The sequence below is a fragment of the Bradyrhizobium sp. 192 genome (assembly GCF_023100965.1).
Taxonomy (GTDB): domain Bacteria; phylum Pseudomonadota; class Alphaproteobacteria; order Rhizobiales; family Xanthobacteraceae; genus Bradyrhizobium; species Bradyrhizobium symbiodeficiens.
The window spans coordinates 2,453,147-2,474,733 of record NZ_CP064690.1 but is presented as its reverse complement, the minus strand read 5'-3'; the positions used below and the strand labels follow the sequence as shown (position 1 = coordinate 2,474,733).

Here is a 21,587-nt window from a genome sequence, read left to right as displayed (position 1 = left end):
CTCCCCAGAAGTCCCCGCGCTGCACGTGGGACGATACCGGTCACCCCACTGGCCCAACTGGGGCCAAGACTTGGGCCAAGACCGGCTCTGCTACTCTGTGGGATGGGATGATGACCGGACAAAGTTAGCGTTCCGTTTCCAAATTACCGAGGATATGAGCCAATTGGCCATAGCCGTCCGCGAGTGATGCTTTCTCGTCCTTGCGTTGGCGCAGGAACGCCTCCAGCGGCTCGTGCAGGCGGATCGCCTCGTCGACCTCGGGGCTGGAGCCGGCCCGGTAGGCGCCGAGCCGGATCAATTCCTCCATGTCGGCATAGGTCGCCATCACCGCCCGCGCCTTCTGGATGACGGGCCAGAACTCCGGATCGGCCGATTTCGGCATGGTACGGGAGACGGATTTGAGGATGTTGATGGCGGGATAGCGGCCGCGCTCGGCGATCGAGCGCTGCATCACGATGTGGCCGTCCAGGATGCCGCGGACGGCGTCCGCGATCGGCTCGTTGTGGTCGTCGCCGTCGACCAGCACCGTGAAGATCGCGGTGATGGCGCCCTCGCCGAGGCCCGGTCCGGCGCGCTCCAGGAGCTTCGGCAGCTCGGTGAAGACCGTCGGGGTGTAGCCCTTGGCGGTCGGCGGCTCGCCGGCGGACAGGCCGATCTCGCGCTGGGCCATGGCAAAGCGCGTCACCGAATCCATCAGGCAGAGCACGTCCTTTTCTTCGTCGCGAAAATATTCGGCGACCGCGAGCGTCAGATACGCCGCCTGACGGCGCATCAGCGCCGGCTCGTCCGACGTTGCGACCACCACGACGGAACGGGCGAGGCCCTCCTCGCCGAGGTCGTCCTGCAGGAATTCCTGAACCTCGCGACCACGTTCGCCGATCAGCCCGATCACGCTGACGTCGGCATCGACGTTGCGCGCGAGCATCGACAGCAGCACCGATTTGCCGACGCCGGACCCTGCGAAGATGCCCATGCGCTGGCCGCGGCAGCAGGTGAGGAAGGTGTTCATCGCGCGCACGCCGAGATCGAGCGGGGCGCCGACACGCTTGCGCGAATGCGCCGGCGGCGGCGCATTGCGGAACGGCATCGGCGAAGCGCCTTGCGGCAGCGGTCCCTTGCCGTCGATCGGCTCGCCCAGCGCGTTGACGACGCGGCCGAGCCAGGCCTCGCAGGGCCGCACTTGATTGGCGGCGTTGGCGATCACGGCCTTACAGCCGCGGCGCACGCCGTCGAGGCCGGCGAACGGCATCACGACGGCATTGTTGCCGGAGAAGCCGATCACCTCGCAGGGGATCGAACGGTTGGCGCCGGTCTCGATCACCAGCCGCGCGCCGACCGACATCGCATGGATCGGGCCGGCCACCTCGACCATCAGGCCGCGAACGCCGACCACACGGCCGTAAATATTGACGCCGTCGATGTCGCCGATCTGTTCGGCCAAAGCCTTCATCGGTGGACCTTCATTAACGGGCGCGCCTTGCTCATTCCCAGGGTCGCCCTTTGCGATGCCCAGGACTTCACGGTGAAAACCTTAAGTTTCGCCATATTTCTGAACGGAGCTTAACTCCGTGTTTACCCGCATCATTAATCATTGCGTCACTGTCTTTGTGACTGAGCGTGACTCCCCTTCAGAAGAAGGCTGAGTCGCGGGAGTCGGTTAGGCCCGTCTCTTAAAGTGGAACTTGAACGGAGCTGGGTGACGAAAGCTGCTTCACGCGCAATACCTTAGGGCGATTCGACAAAAATTGCACCGGGGGGACTTGCGTTCCAGAATCAGGATTTGTTAACCATCTGTTGTCAGGATCCGAATCAGTTGTTCAAAGGCGTTTTGTTGAGTGCCGCGAATGCGGCCGACCTGACGCCCAGGAGCGGCGACTATGGGGAACTGGCATGCGCGTTTTGCTGATTGAAGATGACAGCGCCGTCGCGCAGTCGATCGAGCTGATGTTGAAGTCTGAGAGCTTCAACGTCTACACGACCGATTTGGGGGAAGAAGGCGTCGATCTCGGTAAATTATACGATTACGACATTATCCTTCTCGACCTCAACCTGCCCGACATGTCCGGTTACGACGTGCTCAAGCAGCTCCGGGTCTCCAAGATCAAGACACCGATTCTGATCCTCTCCGGCCTCGCCGGCATCGAGGACAAGGTCAAGGGTCTCGGCGTCGGCGCCGACGACTACATGACCAAGCCCTTCCACAAGGACGAGCTGGTAGCCCGCATCCACGCGATCGTGCGCCGCTCCAAGGGTCACGCCCAGTCGGTCATCCAGACCGGCGATCTCGTCGTCAACCTCGACACCAAGACGGTGGAAGTCGGCGGCCAGCGCGTGCACCTGACCGGCAAGGAATACCAGATGCTGGAGCTGCTCTCGCTCCGCAAGGGTACCACCCTCACCAAGGAAATGTTCCTCAACCACCTCTATGGCGGCATGGACGAGCCCGAGCTGAAGATCATCGACGTCTTCATCTGCAAGCTCCGCAAGAAGCTGGCCAACGCGTCCGAGGGCCGCAACTTCATCGAGACCGTGTGGGGCCGCGGCTACGTGCTGCGCGAGCCGCACGAGCAGGAAGAGCGCATTCCCGCCTGATTCTTCTGGGTTTACGTCGCAAGCCTCCCGGCTTGCTCCTCCCAGCCTGGACCCCGCCGCAAATGGCGGGGTTTTGTTTTTGGGGGGACGCCTCATCCCTCGCTTAACGTTTGAACCGCTATCCTCCTCCCGCCGACGAATGGTCGCTGCACGATGGGGGAACGATGATCCTGCAATCACTGGCCGGCCTGCCCGCCTTCCTGGTCTATTTCTGCACCGGGCTGATCGCGATCGTGGCGTATCTGTTCGTCTACACCCGCATCACCGCGCATAACGAGTTTCAGCTGATCCGCGACAACGAGCCGGCCGCCGCAATCGCGCTCGGCCTCAGCCTGCTCGGCTTCGTGGCGCCGCTGGTCAGCGCCATCGCGCATTCGGCCAATGTGCTGGACTGCCTGATCTGGGCGACGATCGCGCTGATCGTGCAGGTCATCGTGTTCTTTCTCGTGAGAGTGCCGGTGCCGAACCTGTCGGCGCGGATCGCCGCCGGAGAGCTTGCGCCCGCGATCTGGCTCGGGCTGTCCTCGCTCGCGGCGGGCCTGCTCAATGCCGCCTGCATGATCTACTGAGATGGCCGACAAACCGTCCCAAAAGCAGTTCGGCAAGCGCCGGCCGGTCGCCGAGCCGCCGCCTCCGCGACCGCCGACGAAGCGCTCCGGCCATGTCGCGCTGCTGGTGATGGGCACGCTCGCGGTCGGCACCACCGCCTACACGCTGATGCCGCGGCAGACTTGCGAGCCCACGCCCGGCGCCGTGCCGGGGCAGACGACCACGACCTGCACAGGCAGCAGCAGTTCGTCAGGCGGCAGCTCGCGCTGGTCGTCGCGGTCGAGCTTCTTCGGCGGCGATTCCTCGAGCCATTCCTCCTCGGCAACGTCGTCCGATTCCGGCCACAGCAGCGTCAGCCGCGGCGGCTTCGGCTCGTTCGGGCACGGCTTCTCGGGCGGCGGTTGATCCATGCAGCGCATCAATTGCCTGGAACGCGACGACTGGCGGGAGACCGCGGCGCAATGCGGCTTCGCTTTCCACACCATCGACGGCGAACGCTATTGGGACGAGCGCGCCTATTACGGCTTCACGCTGGACGAGATCGAGCGCGGCATCGAGACACCGACCGGCGAGATCGAGGCGATGTGCCTGGAGCTCGCCGGCCGCGTGATCGGCGACGAGCGGCACCTGCGGCGCCTGCAGATTCCGGAACCGTTCTGGAGCCTGATCGCCGAGAGCTGGCAGCGCGACGACCGCAGCCTCTACGGCCGGCTCGACCTGAAGTTCGACGGCAAGTCGCCGGCAAAGCTGCTCGAATACAACGCGGACACGCCGACCTCGATCTTCGAGGCCGCCGTGTTTCAATGGACCTGGCTCGAGCAGGCGATCGAGCGCCGCATCGTCCCGATGCGCGCCGATCAGTTCAACTCCATCCATGAGCGATTGATCACGGCGTGGAAGGAGATTGCAGCCGGCCGTCACGTTCATCTCACCGGCACCACCGACAACGCCGAGGACGCCGGAACGCTGGCCTATCTCGAAGACACCGCGCGCCAGGCCGGGCTTCCAACCAGGCTGCTCGACATCGGGCAGATCGGCTGGCGCGACGAGCCAGGCGGTTTCGTCGATCTCGACGAGGCCGACATCGCGCTCGCCTTCAAGCTCTATCCCTGGGAGTGGATGTTCCACGATTCCTTCGGTGCAAAGCTCAAGGACGCGCCGACGCGCTGGATCGAGCCGCCGTGGAAGGCGGTGCTGTCCAACAAGGGCATTTTGCCGCTGCTGTGGGAGATGTTTCCGAACCATCCAAACCTGCTGCCGGCGTTCTTCGAGGACGATTCGCGGGCAGCGGAGCTCGGCACCTCGTATGTGCGCAAGCCGCTGCTGTCGCGCGAAGGCGCCAACGTCACGCTGGTGTCCGGCGGCATGCCGCTCGACGAGCAGGCTGGTCCCTACGGCGCCGAAGGTTTCGTGCGGCAGGCGCTCTCGCCGCTGCCGAACTTTTCGGGGTTTTATCCGGTGGTCGGAAGCTGGCTGGTGAACCACGCGCCGTGCGGCCTGTCGATCCGCGAGGACGAGAGCCCGATCACCGGCAACCGCTCGCGGTTTCTGCCGCATGCGATTTTGTGAGCTGTCATTCCGGGGCGCGACATCGTCGCGAGCCCGCAATGACAGAGTGAGAGCTCACCGCGCCGCGGCGACCTTCAACGACGGCGGCATCAAGCCGCCCATCGGGCGGCCGGAGCGCGCGGGGTTGAGCTGGTAGAGACCGCGGCGGTCCGCGATGGGGCGGAACGCGTCGGTGATGCCGACGACGGATTCGGCAGCGCCGAGCAGCAGCGTGCCGTCGGCCTCCATGCACTTCGCCATGCGTTCGAAGATCACCGCCTTGGTGTCCTGGTCGAAATAGATCAGCACGTTGCGGCAGAAGATCACGTCGAACGTGCCGAGATGGGAGAAGTCCTGCAGCAGATTGAGCTGACGAAACTGCACCATCGCGCGGATGTCGGCATTGAGCTGCCAGACCTCGCCGATTTGCGTGAAGTACTTCATCAGATGCTGGATCGGCAGGCCGCGCTGCACCTCGAACTGGCTGTAAAGGCCGGCCTTGGATTTCTCCAGCACCTCCTGCGACAGATCGGTGGCGACGATCTCGATGCGCCAGCCGGCGAGGGCGGCGCCCATCTCCTTCACGCACATCGCGATCGAATAGGGCTCCTGCCCCGTCGACGAGGCCGCCGACCAGATGCGAAGTGATCTGCGCGGCGCGCGCGCCTGGATCAGGCCCGGCAGGATGGTCTCACGCAAATGATCGAACGGGATCTTGTCGCGATAGAAGAAGGTCTCGTTGGTGGTCATCGCTTCGACCACGTCGGTCGCAAGCCGGCCGTCGCCGTTCCTGATCTTCAGCACGAGATCGGGAATGCCGGGAAGGCTCGCCTTGCGCGCCAGCGGCAACAGCCGGCTCTCGACCAAATACTGCTTGTCGGGCGACAGATCGAGGCCGGAGCGCTCTTTCAGGAACTTGCGGAGATAGTCGTAATCGGTGGGTGTCACGTGCGATCTCCCGCGAACAGGCGGTTGACCTTGGCGCCGATCTGGTTGAGCGGCAGGATCGCCGCGCAGATGCCCGCATTGGCCGCTGCGCCCGGCATGCCCCAGACCACGCTGGAGGCTTCGTCCTGCGCAATGACGTTGCCGCCGGCGGCGACGATGTCCTTGCCGCCGCGCATGCCGTCCGAACCCATTCCGGTCAGGATCACGGAGAGGATGGCGCCGTGCCAGATGTCGATGGCGGAGGTGAAGAGCGGATCGACCGCGGGCTTGCAGAAATTGACGGCGGGGCCGTCGTCGAGCGCGATCACGGTGTCAACGCCGCTGCGCGCCACGCGCATGTGCTTGCCGCCGGGGGCGAGATAGATGCGTCCCGGCTTCACCGGCTCGCCGTCGACCGCCTCGGCTGCCGGCCGGCGGCTCGAACGCGCCAGATGCTCGGCAAGGATGGTTGTGAAGGTCGGCGGCATGTGCTGGGTGATCAGCACGGGGACGCGGTCGATCACCGGGCCGAGCTCGGTGACGAGCGCCATCAGCGCCTGCGGACCGCCGGTCGAGGAGCCGATCAGCAGCACCTTGGGGGCCTGCGACGAGAACGGACGCGTGGTGATCCCCGATGCCGATTGCGGGTACAGGGACGGGGCCGGCGCGGACGGGGCCGGCGCGGACGGGGCCGGCGCGGCAGGCCGCGCAGCGGGACTGCGCTGGGCCGGAGCCGGGCTCGCGGGGGCCAGCGGCGGGCTAGCGACCGCGGGCCTGCGCCGCAGCCGCGCGCCAAGATGGCGGATTTTCTCGATCAGGTCGTGATGAAAGATATCCGCGGCCGACACTTCGCGTGTCGATTCCGGCTTCGGGATGTAATCGGCCGCGCCGAGCGACAGCGCCTTGAAGCTGATCTCCGCGTTACGACGGGTCAGCGTCGAGGCCATGATGATGATGAGATCACGTTTCTTCGCCAGCAGCTTCGGCAGCGCCGAGATGCCGTCGAGCTCGGGCATCTCGATGTCGAGCACGGCAACGTCGGGGTTGATGCGTTCGATCTGGTTGACCGCTTCCAGCCCGGTCCGCAGCGAGGCTGCGACCTCCATGTCGTGCTCGGCCCCGACCCAGCGCGAGATCAGACCGCGGATGACGACGGAGTCGTCGACGATCATCACCCGAAGCGGCCCAGCTTCGCGCGAGCCCGTCGTGGCGGAGTTTCCTGCGAACGCAACACTCATTACTCACCAACTCAGACTGAAAGGATACAGTTGAAAACAGGCACCGAAGGATCCGTTCCAGCCTCCGGCGAAGGCTCAGATAAGTCCGACTTCCTGGAATTTCGCCGTCACGATGTCCTTGTCGAAGGGCTTCATGATGTACTCGTTGGCGCCGGCATGCAGCGCGCGCGCGATATGCGCGACGTCGTTCTCGGTGGTGCAGAACACCACCTTGGGCTGATCGCCGCCGGGCATCCGCCTGAGATGGCCGAGGAACTCGTAGCCGTCCATCACGGGCATGTTCCAGTCGAGCAGCACCGCATCGGGCAGGCCGCGCTTGCAGGCCTCCAGCGCCTTCTCACCGTCCTCAGCTTCGAGGATCTGGAAGTCGAGGCCCTCCAGGATCCGGCGCGCAACCTTGCGGATGACGCTGGAATCATCAACGACGAGACAAGTTCGCATGTGAACCTCTGCTTCCCTCCCCCTGTGGGGGACGCTTCCAATTGCAAGTCCGTCGGCAGCGATGCCGCCGTATCAGGCCGCCATCATCTCGGGCGCGAGCTCGAGGACGCGATCGACGTCGAGGACGACCATGAGCTGGCCGTCGAGACGGTGGACGCCGCCGGCGAGCTTGGCCATGCGCGGGTCGAGGTTGACGGGGTTTTCCTCCATGCCGGCCTCGGGCAGGCGCAGCACTTCGCCGATCTGGTCGATCAGCAGGCCGTAGGATTCACCGCGCAAATCGACGCCGACCGCCATCGGCACCTTGCCGTCCTCGGGCTGCGGCAGGCCGAGACGGGCGCGCATGTCGACCACGGTGACGATGCGGCCGCGCAGGTTCAGCACGCCCGCGATCTCGCGCGAGGACAGGGGCACGCGGGTGACGCGTTCGGGCATGAACACGTCCTGGACGCGGGAGATCGGCAGGCCGAACAGCTGGCCGCCGATCATCGCGGTGACGTATTCGACCATGGCGCCTTCGGCGGATTGGGTCTTGCTCTTGCTGGTCATGTTGGGTGTCTCCTGATCCTGTCCGTTACGCCGCCGCCCGGCTCAGATCGGAGGCGCCGGCAGCGCTCGCGGTCTGTTCCTTCAGCGCCGCGATCAGACCGGGACGGTCGAACTTGGCGACATAGTCATGGAAGCCGGCCTGACGGCCGCGCTCGATCGCCGCCGGCGACACCAGCGCCGACAGACCGATGATCGGCATCGAGCCCAGATTGTTGTCCGAGCGGATGGTCTCGGCGAACTCGAACCCGTTCATGTCGGGCATCTCGATGTCGGTCAGCACCACGTCGAAGGTCTGCGCGCGCAGTGCCGCGAGGCCCTCCTGCGCGGTCGGGGCGGTGCGGACGCGGTAGCCGGCCGCCTTGAGGACGGGCGCCAGCATGTTGCGGAAGAACGCGGAATCGTCGACCAGCAGCACCGACTGCGAGTGCAGCGACGGCTTCATCTCCTTGCGGGTGAACCAGTCGGAGAACGCCATCGGCAGGAAGTGGCCGACGTCGATCACCTCGGTGGCCTGGCCCTTGATCACGGCCGAGCCCAGGATGCCGGAAGCGGAGCCGCCGACCTCGATGTTGAGCCGTTCCTCGACGATGTCGATGATCTCGTCGACGACGAGGCCCATGGAGCGGCCGTCGTCGGCGAACACCAGGATCGGCTGGGCGCCCTGGCTGGCGATGGTGACGCCGTCCATGGCAATGAGCGGCATCAGCTGCTCGCGATACTGCACCATGTAGCGGCCGTTGGAGAACTCGATCTTGTCGGCGGGGAGCTCTTCCAGGCGCGTGACGAGGCCGAGCGGGACCGCCTTGGGCTGCGACGAGCCGGCGCGGAACACCAGCAGCGAAGTGGTCTGCTCGCCCGAGCCGATGTGATGGGCGCCGTTCTCGTCACCCATGTCGTGGGCCGAGGAGCCGGCGGCGCCGAGCGCTTTCGCGATGCCGTTGGGATCGATGATCATGATGACCGCGCCATCGCCCAGGATGGTGTTGCCGGAGAACATGTCGATGTGACGCAGCTTGGTCGACATCGGCTTGACCACGATCTCTTCGGTGTGGAACACGCCGTCGACGACGATGCCGAAGGTCTGGCTGCCGACCTGGGTCACCACGATGAAGCCGTTCTCGGGATCGGAGGCCGCGCCGTCGTCGATCTTGAGGAGCTTCTTGAGGTGGATCAGCGGCAAGAGCTTGTTGCGCAGGCGCAGCACCGCGGTGTCCTTGATGCGCTCGATGCGGTGCTCGCTGTTGGCGCGGGCACGGACCAGCTCGACCACCGAGAGCTGCGGGATCGCGAAGCGATCACCGGCGGCTTCGACGATCAGGGCCGAGACGATCGCCAGCGTCAGCGGGATCTTGATGGTGACGGAGGAGCCCTCGCCGGCCACCGACTTGATGTCGATGGTGCCGCCGATCTGGTCGATATTGGTGCGCACCACGTCCATGCCGACGCCGCGGCCGGAGACCGAGGTGATGGCGGCGGCGGTCGAGAAGCCGGGCGCGAAGATGAACTTGTGGATCTGGGCTTCGCTCATCTTCTCGAGCTCGGCCTCGGTGACGAGGCCTGAGGAGATCGCCTTGGCCTTGATCTTGTCGGTGTTGAGGCCGCGGCCGTTGTCGGCGATGCAGATGATGATGTGGCCGCCCTCGTGATAGGCGGACAGGCGGATGGTGCCCTGCTCGCCCTTGCCGGAGGCGAGGCGCTCGGCGGGGGTCTCCAGGCCATGATCGGCGGAGTTGCGCACCATGTGGGTGAGCGGGTCCTTGATCAGATCGAGCACCTGGCGGTCGAGCTCGGTGTCGGCGCCGTGCATCTCCAGTTCGATCTGCTTGCCGAGTTCGCTCGAGAGGTCGCGGACGATGCGGGGCAGCTTCTGCCAGGCATTGCCGATCGGCTGCATGCGCGTCTTCATGACGCCTTCCTGCAGCTCGGCGGTGACGTTGGAGAGGCGCTGCAACGGCACCTTGAACTCGGTGTCCTCGTTGCGGCGGGAGATCTCCAGCAGCTGGTTGCGGGTCAGCACCAGCTCGGAGACCATGGTCATCAGATGCTCCAGCGTATCCACGTTGACGCGGATCGACTGGTTGGCGATGCTGGCGCCTTCGCCGCCGGTCTCATCTGCCACCGACTTCTTGGCGACGGCCTTCTCCTTGGACGCCTTGGCGTCCTTGACGACCCTGGCAACCGGCGCCGGTGCTTCAGCGGCGGGCTCGGCCTTGACTTCGGCGACGGGCTCCGCCGCTTCGATCGGGGTCTCGCGGAAGGCGCGCTCGAGCTCGTCGAGCGAGACTTCGCCCGGACGCAGCGGACGCTCCAGCGTCTGGTCGATCAGCGTGCCCGTTGTCATCTCCTTTGCGGGCGCAGGCGCAGCGGCCGGCGCTTCCGGCACCAGCGGCGGGGCCTCGGCCACGGGAGCAGCGGCTGCAGCGGCCGGCATCGGCTGCGCCGAGCCTGACGCGATCGGCTGCGCCGACGCTGACATAGCCGCCATGCCCCGCTCGACCATCGCTTCCAGCTGGTCGATGAGATCGCGGTCGTTGCCCTCGGGCTCGGCTTCGGTCGCCTCGAGACCGGCCAGGATCTCCTTGATCCGGTCGATCGAAGCCAGAATCAGCGACACTGCGTCCGCCGTCACCGGCATGCCGTCGCGGAATTTGCTCATCAGGGTCTCGCCGGCATGCGCCAGCGCTTCCAGCCGCGGCAATCCGAGGAAGCCGCAAGTGCCCTTGATGGTGTGGACCAGGCGGAAGATGTTATCCAGGATCTTGGCGTTGTTCGGCTCCTGCTCGAACTTCACCAGCTGATTGTCCACGGTGTCCAGGCTCTCGCTGGTCTCCGTCAAAAACTCCCGCAACAGATCATCCATGAAAACAGGCCTTCATACAGGGAGGGCGCGCACGAATTGTGATGCGCCTATTCGGAATGGGGCCAGCTTCACCGTAAAGCGTTTAATATTGGTTGAGTATGTGCAAAAGAACGGAACCAACAAAAAGACAAGGCGCTCCGGACAAGCCGAAGCGCCTCGTAAAGATTTGATTAAGACGCCGAGCGCTGCGCGCGTTTACGAAGCGGTAATGATGATGGCTTCGCCTTCCGGCTTGAGCGTCACGGTGAGCCCGCAGGCCTGTGCCAGCAGCCGCGTATAATAAGGCTGGATCGCATGCGCGTCCGCGGCAGGGCCGCGCTCGCCGCTCAAGAGCTCGGAGATGTTCTGCGGCAGGCGCGCGTTATGTCCGGTCGCGGTGATGCGAAAGCTCATCGTCTCGCCCTCGCCGATCGGGTCGATCGTCAGCGTGCCGCCGCGCGGGATGGTGTGCTGGGACACGACCAGCATGTTGAGCAGCAGCTTGACGCGGTTCTTCGGCAGCAGGAGCCGCGGCAGGTTCCAGGTGATCGAGCACTTGCCGTCCTCGATGTGACCGCGCGCCATGGTCTGGGCATCGCCGAGATCGATCTGCGCGCCGGAGGAGCCGGCGGCGCCGAAGGCGAGACGGCAGAATTGGAGCCGGGCGGAGGCGGTCTTGGCGCTCTTGCGAATCAGGTCGAGCGCGAATTCGCGATCTTCCGGCTTGGGATCATCGTCGAGCACTTCGAGCCCGTTGACGATGGCGCCGACGGGGCTGATGAGATCGTGACAGACCCGCGAGCACAGCAGCGCTGCGAGTTCGAGCATATCGGGAGCAGTGGCGGTCGCGGGCGAAGAGGCGTCAGACATATAAAGGGGTCCTGGAGGGTTCCTGAAATTGCACGGCGCTGGACGCCGCGAATCACGCATGCTTGACGGATGCTGCGGGTTCTAACATTCGCCAGCCCGTGGCAGCTAGCTTGCGATAGGTTCGAAGCGGCCATAAAGGGCTGCGGGCGAATCAACCGAGGAGGCGAGACTTGCGGATTCCAGACTTGCCAGTTCCAGACTTGCCGACGAATGAGGCACACAGGTGAGGATCATCGACGCCGAGGCCGCATCCCGATTGATGGAGCCGCTCACCGCGCTGGTGGTGAAGGCGGGCGAGGCGATCCTCGGCGTCAACCGCGCGGCGATGCGGATCGACGGCAAGCAGGACGGCTCGCCGGTAACCGAGGCCGACCTTGCCGCCGACCATATCATCGCGGAGGGCCTCGCCCGGCTCGCGAACGATATCCCGACGCTGTCGGAAGAGCGAACCGAGCTTGCCTCCCCATCGTTCGAGGGCAGCTTCTTCCTGATCGACCCGCTCGACGGCACCAAGGAGTTCGTCGCCGGCCGCGACGAATTCACCGTCAACCTCGCTTTGGTGACATCAGGCGTGCCGCTGCTGGGCATCGTCGCCGCGCCCGCGCTCGGCCTGCTCTGGCGCGGCATCGTCGGCCGTGGCGCCGAGCGGGTGAGGTTTGACGGCGCTACCATCGGCGCGGCCGAGCCGATCCACACCCGCAAACTGCCGGCGCAAGGGGAGCCATGGATCGCGGCGGTGAGCCGCTCGCACGGCGATCCCAGGAGCGAGGCGTTCATCGGCAACAGGCCCAACGCCGTCAGACGGACGGTCGGCTCGGCCGTGAAATTCGGCCGGATCGCGGAAGGCAGCGCCGACATCTACCCCCGCTTCGGGCCCACTTGTGAATGGGACGTCGGGGCCGGTGCCGCGGTCGTGACCGCGGCCGGCGGCCGGGTGACCGACGGCAAGGGCGGCGAGCTCCGTTTCGGCGAGCGGCACGCCAGCGGCTTCATCATCCCGGAGTTCATCGCCTGGGGCGACCCGGAGGCGGCGAGACTCTAAAAAGCCGCTACTGACCCAGCTGTTCGTAAAGCGCCCGCCAGCGCTTGCCGACTTCATAGAGGAACCGCTCGGGGTTGGCGGCGAAGGCGTCGCGATTGGCTTCCCGGCTGAACAAATAGAGCCGCTGCGCCACGATGGCGAAGAAGCGGGGATTGCCGGCGATGGTCACCCCACGGGCGATATCGGCGGGATCGTAGCCGCCGAATTGCGGCCCGTAGATTTCCGGATGGGCCAGGAAGGAGGCGCGGTTGCCCTCGTTGCGAAAGCGCCAGACCGCGCCCCAGAGGTTCGCCTCGAACTCCGCCGTGCCCTGCATGGCGGTGCCCTCGACGAAATAGGCGACGGGGTCGAAACCCTCGATGGCAATGCCGGAGAAGCGGTTGACGACGACCCGCTCGGTGGTGGCGGCCCCGGCCGGCCGCACCGGGGCGGTGATCCCTATGCCCGACAGCAGGCAGACGAGGAGGCCGATCAAGGCGATTCCGGGGCGCAAAGGGCTATCTTCCTGCCGTTGTGCCGTCATAGTTGCTGCGGATAACATCCGAGTCGAGGGGACATCCGGCGCAACCTAGAGCCGCGCCTGTTGGCGTCAGGTTAAGGAAGCGACCGGTTTCGGTACCAGGGGTTCTTTTATGACTTTCGCATCACGCCTTGCTGCGCTCGCGCTTGCCGCGATGGTCGGCTGGATCGTGCCGGCCTCGGCCCAGACGGCGCCGCCGCCCGATCTGCCGCCGCCGCAGCGGACCCCGTCGCCCAGCACCTACGGGCCGGACGAGTTGGTCGGCGCCGGGCACCGCTTCTTCGGCAACGTCTCGCGCGGCCTCGCCTCGATCATCGAGAAGGCGGTCAGCCAATGGGGCCTGCCGAACGGCTACATCCTTGGTGAGGAAGGCTCCGGCGCGTTCGTCGCCGGGCTTCGTTACGGCGAGGGCACGCTCTACACCAAGAACGCCGGCGATCTGCGCGTCTACTGGCAGGGTCCCTCGCTCGGCTTCGACTGGGGCGGCGACGGCGCGCGCACCATGACGCTGGTTTACAACCTGCCCGCCACCAACGCGATCTACCAGCGCTTCGCCGGCCTCGACGGCTCGGCCTACATCATCGGCGGCTTCGGCATGACGGCGCTCACCGCCAACAACATCGTGCTGGTGCCGATCCGCTCCGGGCTCGGCCTGCGGCTGGGTGCCAATATCGGCTATCTCAAATTCACGCCGCGAGCGACCTGGAACCCATTCTAGGCTGCTCTCCTCCATCCGGGTACGATCAAGGTTAACGACAGAGCGGGGCTGGCTTTTTGCCGGCCCGCCATGGCATGGTCGTTGGTGAATTTTTCCTTAAGCTTGGGAGTTCTGGCCCATGGTCGAACCGATCATGTACCTGGCGATCGGTTTCCTGCTGTCGATGCTGTGCGGGCTCGCGATCGTGCCGCTGGTGCATAACCGCGCCGTGCGCCTGACCACGCGCCGGCTCGAGGCCGCAACGCCGCTGTCGATGGCGGAGATCCAGGCCGACAAGGACCAGCTTCGCGCCGAATTCGCCATGTCGGCGCGGCGGCTCGAGATGAGCGTCGACCAGCTCAAGAACAAGACCACGAGCCAGCTCGCCGAGCTCGGCAAGAAGAGCGACGCCATCAACCGCATGAAGATCGAGCTCGGCGAGAAGAACGCCACGATCTTCGCGCTGGAGGCGCGCGAGAAGGCGGTGAAGGAGCAGCTCCGCGCCACCGAAGAGGAATTCAACGCCAAGACCGCATCCTTGCGCGAGGCCGAGATCGCGCTGGCTGACAAGCAGGCCGAGCTCGCCAAGATCAACACTGAGCTCTCCGACCGCTCGATGATGGCGGAGAGCCGCCAGGTCGAGCTGCTCGCCGTGCGCGCGCAGATCGAGGAATTGAAGAACCGCGTCGGCGACGCCGAGAAGGAATTCGCGGAGACCCAGGCGCGGCTCGCGCAGGAACGTCTGGAATCGGAGACCGCCTCGCGCGAGCTCGGCGATGCCCGCGGCCGGGTCGAGAATCTGAGCCAGCGCGTCACCGAGCTTGATCGCCAGTTGATCGGACAGGTGAAGGAAGCCGAGATGCTGTCCGGCCGCGTCGCCGATCTCGAAGGGCGGCTCGCCACGCAGGGCAAGCTGCTGGCCGAGCGCGAGTATGAGAACAATCAGCTCCGCCAGCTCCATGACGGCGACGAGCGCACCATCAAGGAGCTGCGCGTCGAGATCGCGGCCTTGAGCGGAGGCAAATCGTCGGCCGCCGCGGAGGCGCTGCGCGCCGAAAGGACCGCGCTGGAGGAGCAGTTGCGCACCACCCGCGACGAGCGCGCCAAGCTGCAGCGCGACATCAACGCGATCCAGCAGCAGGCGGAAAGCTCCTGGGCGACCGAGCGCATGGAGAATGCGCTCTTGCGCGAGCGCATCAACGACATCGCCGCCGAGGTGGCAAAGCTCGCGATGCAGCTCGAAGGCCCGAACTCGCCGATCGAGGCGCTGCTGGCGGCCGAGGCCGGCCAGCCGCCGAAGCCGGCGCCCCGCCCGGCCAACGACGCCGCGAGCAATGGCGCGCCGAGCCTGCCCGAGGGCGGCGGAACGCTGGCGGAGCGGATCCGGGCGCTGCAGGCCCACGCCTCCCGCGCCCGCCAGCAGGGCGCGTAAGCGGCCCGAAATCCGGCCGGGCCAGCGAATTGCGCGACCGGGACCAAGGTTTTCCAGCCCCAGCGGCGCCTGAAAACTTGACACCTCAAGCCTGCACTTCTAAATCGCGGGCTCCAATGCGCCGGCCGGCCAGGAAGGTCCGGCCGTCTGCATGATGGTCCCGGGCGCATAGCTCAGCGGGAGAGCGTTCCCTTCACACGGGAGAGGTCCAAGGTTCGATCCCTTGTGCGCCCACCATTAACCTGGTTAGATCAGCCACTTAGCGGCGATGTTCTCCAAGTATGTGCCCCAAAAAGGCGGGGGCACAATAGGGGCACCAATGATGGTGCGAGGTCTACAGAACGGCTCGGCTGGTCATCGTACGACCGTTCGATGTTCTCCCCCACCCAACCAGTGTAGGCGACCTCGTTTGTCTCGACGCGCTCTTGTCCTGCGACGTTCCTGCACTGTTTCGCTCTGCCTTTAGTCCTTCTCAGGCGGTAAGCTATCACTCTGCCGAGCAGCAGGACTTCGGCTGCGTCCCTAAAGAAAAACCCGCCAGCGACGTAGGGCTAACGGGTTCTCATTTGCCCGTGCGTATCCGCGGTACTCGTCACCCATCCGCGATGGCACATCGTGCAGCCATAACGATCGACGTTTAGGTTATCACCGTCTCTTGCTGGCTGATGTGTTGCTCGCCTTGATGAAGGCGACGCTCGGCCAAGGTCAAGAATGAGGGGCGGCAGCGGTCTCGCTTACCTTCGCTCTGGCTCAAAGCGACCGAGCCGCCGTGGGCCACACCAGACTTCGATCGGTTGGTTTGCCTCCCCGGCAGAGCCAAGCTGAAGTGAGCTTCTTCCGCGTTGCCGCACTCGATCTCCTGCACATCGAGTGTCTTCTGCCCCAGTCGTCGAGCGTCGATCCGCGCGAAGCTAATGACCTCCACGGAAGCATCTACTCAAAGCTCATCGCGAAGTTGCGGATTGACTTCGCTCAGGTCAGTCCGCTCCGAGAGCTACTGCCGGATCGACTCCTGGTAAAGCTCGTGCGCTTTATAGGCTTCGAGTTCGACTTCGTCGTCGAATTCACCGCAGACGATCACGTCAATTTCGTTGCCAAGCCGGTCACTCTTGCGCTTGCGAGCGAGCTCAAGCCGGCGTGCGTGCGGGATTTTGGCGAGAACGGAAAGGCCGTCGCGCCGATCTCCCGGCATTCCAGGGCGGCGCCGCCGGCTTTTTTTGGCTAGGAGCTGAACAGGACGCTGGAACGATACCGTCGGGAGGCATCGCTTGCCTCAGGCACTCCTATATCTTTACGAGGCGTGATAAGCTTGGATTACCGCCATGACAAATGCTGGTCCTTTCTACCGGGTGGCCGGAGCAGGATCCGGTTCGCCGGCGTGAGAGAGCTCGCCGAACAGTCGAAGAATTTGTTGGGCTGGTTACAGTCTCAGCCCCCTCCTTTACACCAGGCCAGGCCGTCACACGCGTGATTGATCTGTCGGGTGACGCCTTCCAGGTCAACATTGCGCAGCGCTTCAGCGCTCGCCTGGCGAACTCGTTCGATCTGATAGCCTTCTATTGTCAGCTGCGGAAAATGAATTCGGCTCCCTTTGCCGACCTTCTTCGGTATGGCAAGCTCACCATTGCATCGAGTTCGCCCGAGCATTTCACAAAAGTTTGACGCGCCGGCAGATCAGCTCAAAGGCGCGGCCGATCGCGCGAAATGCCTGCTCACCATCGCTGAAATCGCCGCTCACCATCAGCGAAACGCGGAAGGCCTTGGGAATAAAGCTCGCGAAGCGTGTCGGTATGAAAAGGCAACGTCGCCATTGCGCACAATATCTCTGTGATCCTCCACTGCATTTCCGTCGACGGCATGTCGTTTGACTGGGGCCACGCGCCGGCCCGGCCTTAATTTGCAAGTTTCTGGCCCGGTCCGCCGGGCCGGCGATGTCCCGCTGAGACGGTGGTCGACCTCGGTCAATCGACTGGTGGCGAGCTCGCCCGCCCGCCATTGCAGAGGATGACCCACCCGATCCGGACATCATCATGAGGCGCTGGCGATCTCGGAAAGGACCATAACCCCGGCGACGGGCAGCTGATCGCATTGCATTTAGGTGACGGCTAATCGACCAAGAGAACCGAGCTGGTTATCGATCCGAGTCTCGGCCGCATCGAGTTCCTACTGGTCAAGGATTAGACAATCGAAGCCGTCGAGGCGAGAGGAGCGTGGGTCGCGACAAATCGCGCCGAGCAGGTGGCTTTTGGACGAGACCGTCGACCGCGATAAGGGCATGTCCGACAGCCACCGCGACATGGGTCTTACCGCTGTCGCTCGGGCCGAAACCCAGGATGTAATCAAACACTCGATCTGATCCGCGAGAACTATGCGGATTTTCGGTCGACGAATGGCATCGGATGTCGTCAGCAGGGGACGTTGCGCGAGTGAATGGATGCGGCTCCATTGATAGGGCCGTCGGCACACTGGCGTCTTGTCCTGCGGCTCGTCAGCTCATGGACAGCTAAGCCTGCTATGGTGAGACGCCGCTGCCTGGACCGCCAGATCCAGTTTGATCTGCGGAGGAGAATGGGATGTGCCCTTGATGGATGTCAACCAATTGGACGACTCAAATTTCGCGAACGTACTATGATCGGCTGCATCTGACCGCGAACGAATGGGTAGCGTGTTCGGGCGGTCCTAGGTTGGCAAGCCCGGTCTTGGAGCCTGCTTTATCATGTCTCGGTACTCACTCAGTAGCGATGGCGATCAAGGTAGAGAACCGCCGCTCCGGCGCCACTTCCTTCATTTAGAAGAAGAATTATGCATACAGAACAGACCCAGCGAAGCGCCCGCATTGATTCCGAAACTTCCGAACGTGGGCACCGGCAAAGCTGCCTGTGCGGTCTCACTCAGGCTGCAGCACAGTGGGTCGAAGCCTTGAGGGTGGCCACCGGCCCTTCCCCGGCTCAAGGACAGCTGGAAAGCTGGGTCGCCGAACCGGGACAGGGCGAACAGGAGGATCGGCGAGAGGCAGTAAGCCGAGTGAGAGCCTGGCAGGAAGTGGCTGATGTACACGTGCCGCTGAATCTGGCATCTCTGGCGCTAACCACTTTGCCCGTCCTGCCGCCAGAGATGCAGGGGCTCTCTATCATGCACAATCGGCTGAGTAGTTTGTCGATCGAGGGCCAGGCCAACCTCCTCTGGCTCGACGCCAGCAACAACCTGCTGACCAGCCTGTCCGACGCTTTTCCGGCCGGACTTCAAGATCTTAATGTCAGCGGCAACCGGGTGAGCGGCCTGCCTGCCGCCTTCCCGGCTGGGCTCCGTCGGCTCAACCTCAGCAACAATCGGTTGACCAGTCTGACCGATACCCTACCAGCAACGCTTCAGCAGCTCGACGCCAGCAACAACCAAGTGACCGATCTGCCCGAAGCCTTGCCAGCTGGGCTCCGTCGGCTCAACCTCAGCAACAATCGGCTGACCAGTCTGACCGATACCCTGCCACCAACGCTTCAGCAGCTCGAGGCCAGCAACAACCAAGTGACCAGTCTGCCTGCCGCCTTCCCGGCTGGGCTCCGTCGGCTCGACCTCAGGAACAACCAACTGACCAGCCTGCCCGAGACGTTGCCGACGCAGCTCGGCTCGGAATGCCGCGTTCAGCTAGAAAATAATCCGCTGCCGGAGCGGGTGCTAACGAACTTGGCGTCAACCTTGAATAGCCAGGACTATGCCGGACCGCAGATCTTCTTCTCGGTGCATGACGGGGCGGCGCAAGATCAAGCGCGGCCTCTGTGCGAGGCGGTCGCGGCTTGGCTCCCAAACGAACCGAACACAGCAGCGCTCTGGCGAGCCTTCGCAGAAGAGCCGGGTGCTAAAGAATACGCTCGCTTCCTCGATAGGCTACTGGACACGGTGAACTCTAGCAATTCCGAGTTCCGGGTGGGAGTGGCAGACGATCTGCGGCAGGCGGCGATCAGGCCGGGATTGCGCGCCCAGTACTTCCAGTCGGCCATTGGAGCAAGCGCGAGCTGCCAGGATCGCATCACTTTGGCTTGGAACGACATGCAGACCGCACGGCTGAACGCTGATGTCGAGGAGGGAGCCTACGACGGGCGCCTCGACAAGCTCGTCGAACAAGGCCGGGTCATGTTCCGTTTGGGCGTGCTGGACGGGATAGCCCGAGACAAGGTCAGCTCGCTCCGGTTCGTCGACGAGATCGAGGTCTATCTCGCATATCAAGTCAAACTGCGCGACCGGCTGGACCTGAAGCACATCGCCCCAGCCATGCGCTACTTCGGTGTGGCTCACGTGGACGAACATGACCTTGCCACCGCCGAGGCCGTCGTGCGAAGCAAGGAGGCGGCGGAATTCGCCGACTATCTGGCAACGAGCTGGCAACCCTGGGACACGGTGCTGCGCCGCATCGCGCCCGAAGCTCATGCAGAGATGCAGGATCGGCTCGTCGATGCGATGGGTGAGGAGTTCGAGAGCCGACTGACGGAACGGCTCACTGATCTTCATCTGAACGGCGACGCTGACGCCGAGCGGCAGCTCGGGGCCAAGATCCGCGACGAGATCGCCCGCGAGATCAATGGCGCGCTGACGCGCCAAGTTCTCGGGGAACACGGCCTCACGCTGCAGCCGGCCGCGCCAACGCAGGTCGCGAGGGGAGACGGCGGGCGCGGTCGGGGATCGTAGCGGTCGATGTTCGGAACAACAGACTCGGCTCTCATTGTGTGATCCACGCTTACGATCACTCCCTCTCTAGAAGTATGTTGGGCCAGACGAAGCGCCGGCGAGGCTGCCGACATGAGTGTTCACTGATGACACTGATTGATGGCCACGAACAGCTTGGTCGGGCTGATGGGATCGACAGGAAATTCCATTTGAACCTGAGGATTGAAACACCCGGCCGGGCGGTCGGAGTGAGCAGCCGAAAGGGTGGCCGCGGGACGTGGATACGCCTGGGTCATTCGCTGGACGTGGGCACCGCTGATCTGTAATCTGTCATTCGGCCCTTTAATTGCAGTTTGTTGTCAAGCTTACATTTCTGAACTCGCCCACGGCACAGTGGTAGTGCTCGCGCCGTCGGAGCTGGTCCGGGTTGCGGAGACGGCGCGGGCGCGGCTAATACGTGCTTTGCCGGCCAGGCATTGGATCGCCCGGGGTTGTTGATGTCTTCGCTGGGGTCATGGTCCTTTCCGAGGTCGCGGAGCGCCTCATGATGATGTCCGGGTCGGGCGCCTCAACGTCTGCAGCGGAGTACAGTCAAGCCGCCACCAGCCGAATGAACGAGGTCGCCACAACACCGTCCCAGCGGGACATCGCCAGTCCGGCAGACCGGACCAGGAACTTTACATGATCGGATGAGGCTTCCTTCGCCTGGCCCCAGTCGAAAGATGTGCCATCGACCCAGATACAGTGAAGAACGAGGGCGATTTTGCGCACGATGGCGACCTTTGCCTTTCGCATGCCAATCCGCTTGGCGAGTTTCATGCCCCAAGCCTTGAGAGAGGACCATTTCTTTGTTCGATAAAGCAGGACGGTCGCCGCCTCGTACAGGTAAGTTCGGAGAAGACGGTCGCCCCATCGTGATATCTTGCCATTGATGTCAGTTTCGCCAGACTGGTTGCGTCGAGGCGTAAGACCCAAATAGGCGCCGACGCTTGATGCCGATCGGAAGCGCGATGGGTCGTCGATCGTATGGCGGAAGGTCAACGCGGTCACCACGCCGACACCAGGAACCGTCATTAGGCGGCGCGTCGTCTCATCCGACTTCGCCAATTGGCGGACTTCGTCGTCGAACTTGCTTTGCTGCTTGCAGATCTGCTCATGGATCGACAGAAGCGGCGCGATCACACCGAGGAGCTGATGATCCTTGCCCAATAGCTCGCAGACCTGATTGCGAAACCGCAGTCCGATCGCGCGTGGGAAGAGCAAGCCGTATTCTTTGATTAGACTGCGGACCTGGTTCTCGATATCTCGACGAATTGTGTTTCGGCATGGAATAAGGGCTCTGACGCAATTTTGGTGCAGCACTGGTCATGTGGCACCGATTAGTCGAGCCTGCAGCAAGTCGAGCTTGGCGCGTCCGTACATTTGGCGCTTCACCAGTTTAAGCTTGGTGATCTGGCCCTCGGTCTGTCCGTTGGACCAGGACGTTGTGATCGCTGCGCTGACGGCGGCCTTGTCCTTGATGACGCCGTTGGCGAAAGACATTACGAGGCTTGCGCGTGCCCGTTCCAACCATGGTTCAAGCTCTATGGGAGCCTTCTTGCTATAGCGCGACAATCTGGATGGGAAGCGCGCGACAATCAGGATGGCGAGTGGGTGTCGCGGCGAGGTGATGATTGCCGCGATG

General features: G+C 64.0%; 20 protein-coding genes, 1 tRNA gene and 1 pseudogene. 10 read left to right on the top strand and 12 right to left on the bottom strand.

Annotated elements, in window-relative coordinates:
• Positions 1-124: 124 nt before the first annotated feature.
• Positions 125-1,450: a flagellar protein export ATPase FliI gene (fliI, locus tag IVB24_RS11225; RefSeq protein ID WP_247772868.1), complete on the bottom strand. Its 1,326-nt coding sequence runs from the start codon at positions 1,448-1,450 to the stop codon at positions 125-127.
• A gap of 440 nt (positions 1,451-1,890) precedes the next feature.
• Here fliI and IVB24_RS11220 point away from each other — a divergent pair, with 440 nt between their 5' ends.
• From IVB24_RS11220 to IVB24_RS11205, 4 genes are all read left to right on the top strand, one after another.
• The gene (locus tag IVB24_RS11220) at positions 1,891-2,592 is read left to right on the top strand and encodes a response regulator transcription factor (protein ID WP_015688285.1); all 702 of its coding nucleotides are present in this window, start codon (positions 1,891-1,893) and stop codon (positions 2,590-2,592) included.
• A gap of 164 nt (positions 2,593-2,756) precedes the next feature.
• On the top strand, positions 2,757-3,161 hold the full coding sequence (locus IVB24_RS11215) for a DUF350 domain-containing protein (protein ID WP_094973792.1): 405 nt from the start codon (positions 2,757-2,759) through the stop codon (positions 3,159-3,161).
• Position 3,162: 1 nt separating this feature from the next.
• Positions 3,163-3,546 (top strand): hypothetical protein, encoded by a 384-nt coding sequence (locus IVB24_RS11210; RefSeq protein ID WP_094973655.1) that lies wholly within the window; start codon positions 3,163-3,165, stop codon positions 3,544-3,546.
• A 3-nt stretch (positions 3,547-3,549) separates the two neighbouring features.
• Complete coding sequence (locus IVB24_RS11205; protein ID WP_247772867.1) at positions 3,550-4,710, top strand: glutathionylspermidine synthase family protein; 1,161 nt, start codon at positions 3,550-3,552, stop codon at positions 4,708-4,710.
• A 54-nt stretch (positions 4,711-4,764) separates the two neighbouring features.
• Here IVB24_RS11205 and IVB24_RS11200 read toward each other — a convergent pair whose 3' ends face one another.
• From IVB24_RS11200 to IVB24_RS11175, 6 genes are all read right to left on the bottom strand, one after another.
• The gene (locus IVB24_RS11200; RefSeq protein ID WP_247772866.1) at positions 4,765-5,637 is read right to left on the bottom strand and encodes a protein-glutamate O-methyltransferase CheR; all 873 of its coding nucleotides are present in this window, start codon (positions 5,635-5,637) and stop codon (positions 4,765-4,767) included.
• A complete protein-coding gene (locus IVB24_RS11195) occupies positions 5,634-6,854 on the bottom strand; it encodes a chemotaxis response regulator protein-glutamate methylesterase (protein ID WP_247772865.1) in 1,221 nt (406 codons plus the stop codon). The genes IVB24_RS11200 and IVB24_RS11195 overlap by 4 nt, the downstream gene beginning before the upstream one ends.
• A 75-nt stretch (positions 6,855-6,929) precedes the next feature.
• Positions 6,930-7,295 (bottom strand): response regulator, encoded by a 366-nt coding sequence (locus tag IVB24_RS11190; protein WP_007600538.1) that lies wholly within the window; start codon positions 7,293-7,295, stop codon positions 6,930-6,932.
• A 72-nt stretch (positions 7,296-7,367) separates the two neighbouring features.
• Positions 7,368-7,844: a chemotaxis protein CheW gene (locus IVB24_RS11185; RefSeq protein WP_094973647.1), complete on the bottom strand. Its 477-nt coding sequence runs from the start codon at positions 7,842-7,844 to the stop codon at positions 7,368-7,370.
• Between the two features lie 25 nt (positions 7,845-7,869).
• Positions 7,870-10,704: a hybrid sensor histidine kinase/response regulator gene (locus tag IVB24_RS11180; protein ID WP_247772864.1), complete on the bottom strand. Its 2,835-nt coding sequence runs from the start codon at positions 10,702-10,704 to the stop codon at positions 7,870-7,872.
• A 195-nt stretch (positions 10,705-10,899) separates the two neighbouring features.
• Positions 10,900-11,553, bottom strand: a complete 654-nt coding sequence (locus IVB24_RS11175) for a histidine phosphotransferase family protein (protein ID WP_162308381.1) — start codon at positions 11,551-11,553, stop codon at positions 10,900-10,902.
• 259 nt (positions 11,554-11,812) lie between these two features.
• On the opposite strand from IVB24_RS11175, the gene IVB24_RS11170 reads away from it, so the two are divergent.
• Complete coding sequence (locus IVB24_RS11170; protein WP_247774070.1) at positions 11,813-12,595, top strand: 3'(2'),5'-bisphosphate nucleotidase CysQ; 783 nt, start codon at positions 11,813-11,815, stop codon at positions 12,593-12,595.
• Between the two features lie 7 nt (positions 12,596-12,602).
• Here IVB24_RS11170 and IVB24_RS11165 read toward each other — a convergent pair whose 3' ends face one another.
• Positions 12,603-13,088 carry a YHS domain-containing (seleno)protein gene (locus IVB24_RS11165; protein WP_247772863.1) on the bottom strand — a complete coding sequence of 162 codons (486 nt, stop codon included), beginning with the start codon at positions 13,086-13,088 and terminating at the stop codon, positions 12,603-12,605.
• Between the two features lie 139 nt (positions 13,089-13,227).
• Between IVB24_RS11165 and IVB24_RS11160 the strand changes: the two genes are divergently transcribed.
• The 3 genes from IVB24_RS11160 to IVB24_RS11150 all read left to right on the top strand — a co-directional run bounded on the left by IVB24_RS11160 (position 13,228) and on the right by IVB24_RS11150 (position 15,481).
• The gene (locus IVB24_RS11160; RefSeq protein ID WP_094972831.1) at positions 13,228-13,833 is read left to right on the top strand and encodes a DUF1134 domain-containing protein; all 606 of its coding nucleotides are present in this window, start codon (positions 13,228-13,230) and stop codon (positions 13,831-13,833) included.
• A gap of 118 nt (positions 13,834-13,951) precedes the next feature.
• On the top strand, positions 13,952-15,244 hold the full coding sequence (locus IVB24_RS11155; protein WP_247772862.1) for a hypothetical protein: 1,293 nt from the start codon (positions 13,952-13,954) through the stop codon (positions 15,242-15,244).
• Positions 15,245-15,406: 162 nt separating this feature from the next.
• Positions 15,407-15,481, top strand: a tRNA-Val gene (locus IVB24_RS11150).
• A 400-nt stretch (positions 15,482-15,881) separates the two neighbouring features.
• Here the strand turns inward: IVB24_RS11150 and IVB24_RS11145 are convergent.
• Together IVB24_RS11145 and IVB24_RS11140 are read right to left on the bottom strand one after the other, a co-directional pair.
• A complete protein-coding gene (locus IVB24_RS11145; protein ID WP_247446258.1) occupies positions 15,882-16,169 on the bottom strand; it encodes a hypothetical protein in 288 nt (95 codons plus the stop codon).
• Between the two features lie 69 nt (positions 16,170-16,238).
• Positions 16,239-16,436, bottom strand: a complete 198-nt coding sequence (locus IVB24_RS11140) for a Dabb family protein (RefSeq protein ID WP_247446259.1) — start codon at positions 16,434-16,436, stop codon at positions 16,239-16,241.
• A 275-nt stretch (positions 16,437-16,711) separates the two neighbouring features.
• Between IVB24_RS11140 and IVB24_RS11135 the strand changes: the two genes are divergently transcribed.
• Together IVB24_RS11135 and IVB24_RS11130 are read left to right on the top strand one after the other, a co-directional pair.
• Complete coding sequence (locus tag IVB24_RS11135; RefSeq protein ID WP_247300651.1) at positions 16,712-16,906, top strand: chorismate-binding protein; 195 nt, start codon at positions 16,712-16,714, stop codon at positions 16,904-16,906.
• A gap of 1,395 nt (positions 16,907-18,301) precedes the next feature.
• On the top strand, positions 18,302-19,924 hold the full coding sequence (locus IVB24_RS11130; RefSeq protein WP_346771368.1) for an NEL-type E3 ubiquitin ligase domain-containing protein: 1,623 nt from the start codon (positions 18,302-18,304) through the stop codon (positions 19,922-19,924).
• Positions 19,925-20,494: 570 nt separating this feature from the next.
• Here IVB24_RS11130 and IVB24_RS11125 read toward each other — a convergent pair.
• Complete coding sequence (locus IVB24_RS11125; protein ID WP_247446260.1) at positions 20,495-21,265, bottom strand: IS110 family transposase; 771 nt, start codon at positions 21,263-21,265, stop codon at positions 20,495-20,497.
• Positions 21,266-21,268: 3 nt separating this feature from the next.
• Positions 21,269-21,484 (bottom strand): annotated as a pseudogene (locus tag IVB24_RS11120) (transposase); the annotation flags it as partial.
• Positions 21,485-21,587 lie beyond the last annotated feature (103 nt).

Excerpts from the sequence above, each read along its gene's own strand:
- IVB24_RS11180 (WP_247772864.1), bottom strand. The coding sequence starts at position 10,704 with ATGGATGATCTGTTGCGGGAGTTTTTGACGGAGACCAGCGAGAGCCTG.
- IVB24_RS11175 (WP_162308381.1), bottom strand. The coding sequence starts at position 11,553 with ATGTCTGACGCCTCTTCGCCCGCGACCGCCACTGCTCCCGATATGCTC.
- IVB24_RS11220 (WP_015688285.1), top strand. The coding sequence starts at position 1,891 with ATGCGCGTTTTGCTGATTGAAGATGACAGCGCCGTCGCGCAGTCGATC.
- IVB24_RS11195 (WP_247772865.1), bottom strand. The coding sequence starts at position 6,854 with ATGAGTGTTGCGTTCGCAGGAAACTCCGCCACGACGGGCTCGCGCGAA.
- IVB24_RS11215 (WP_094973792.1), top strand. The coding sequence starts at position 2,757 with ATGATCCTGCAATCACTGGCCGGCCTGCCCGCCTTCCTGGTCTATTTC.
- IVB24_RS11190 (WP_007600538.1), bottom strand. The coding sequence starts at position 7,295 with ATGCGAACTTGTCTCGTCGTTGATGATTCCAGCGTCATCCGCAAGGTT.
- IVB24_RS11185 (WP_094973647.1), bottom strand. The coding sequence starts at position 7,844 with ATGACCAGCAAGAGCAAGACCCAATCCGCCGAAGGCGCCATGGTCGAA.
- IVB24_RS11210 (WP_094973655.1), top strand. The coding sequence starts at position 3,163 with ATGGCCGACAAACCGTCCCAAAAGCAGTTCGGCAAGCGCCGGCCGGTC.
- IVB24_RS11205 (WP_247772867.1), top strand. The coding sequence starts at position 3,550 with ATGCAGCGCATCAATTGCCTGGAACGCGACGACTGGCGGGAGACCGCG.
- IVB24_RS11160 (WP_094972831.1), top strand. The coding sequence starts at position 13,228 with ATGACTTTCGCATCACGCCTTGCTGCGCTCGCGCTTGCCGCGATGGTC.
- fliI (WP_247772868.1), bottom strand. The coding sequence starts at position 1,450 with ATGAAGGCTTTGGCCGAACAGATCGGCGACATCGACGGCGTCAATATT.
- IVB24_RS11155 (WP_247772862.1), top strand. The coding sequence starts at position 13,952 with ATGGTCGAACCGATCATGTACCTGGCGATCGGTTTCCTGCTGTCGATG.
- IVB24_RS11140 (WP_247446259.1), bottom strand. The coding sequence starts at position 16,436 with ATGCCGGGAGATCGGCGCGACGGCCTTTCCGTTCTCGCCAAAATCCCG.
- IVB24_RS11170 (WP_247774070.1), top strand. The coding sequence starts at position 11,813 with ATGGAGCCGCTCACCGCGCTGGTGGTGAAGGCGGGCGAGGCGATCCTC.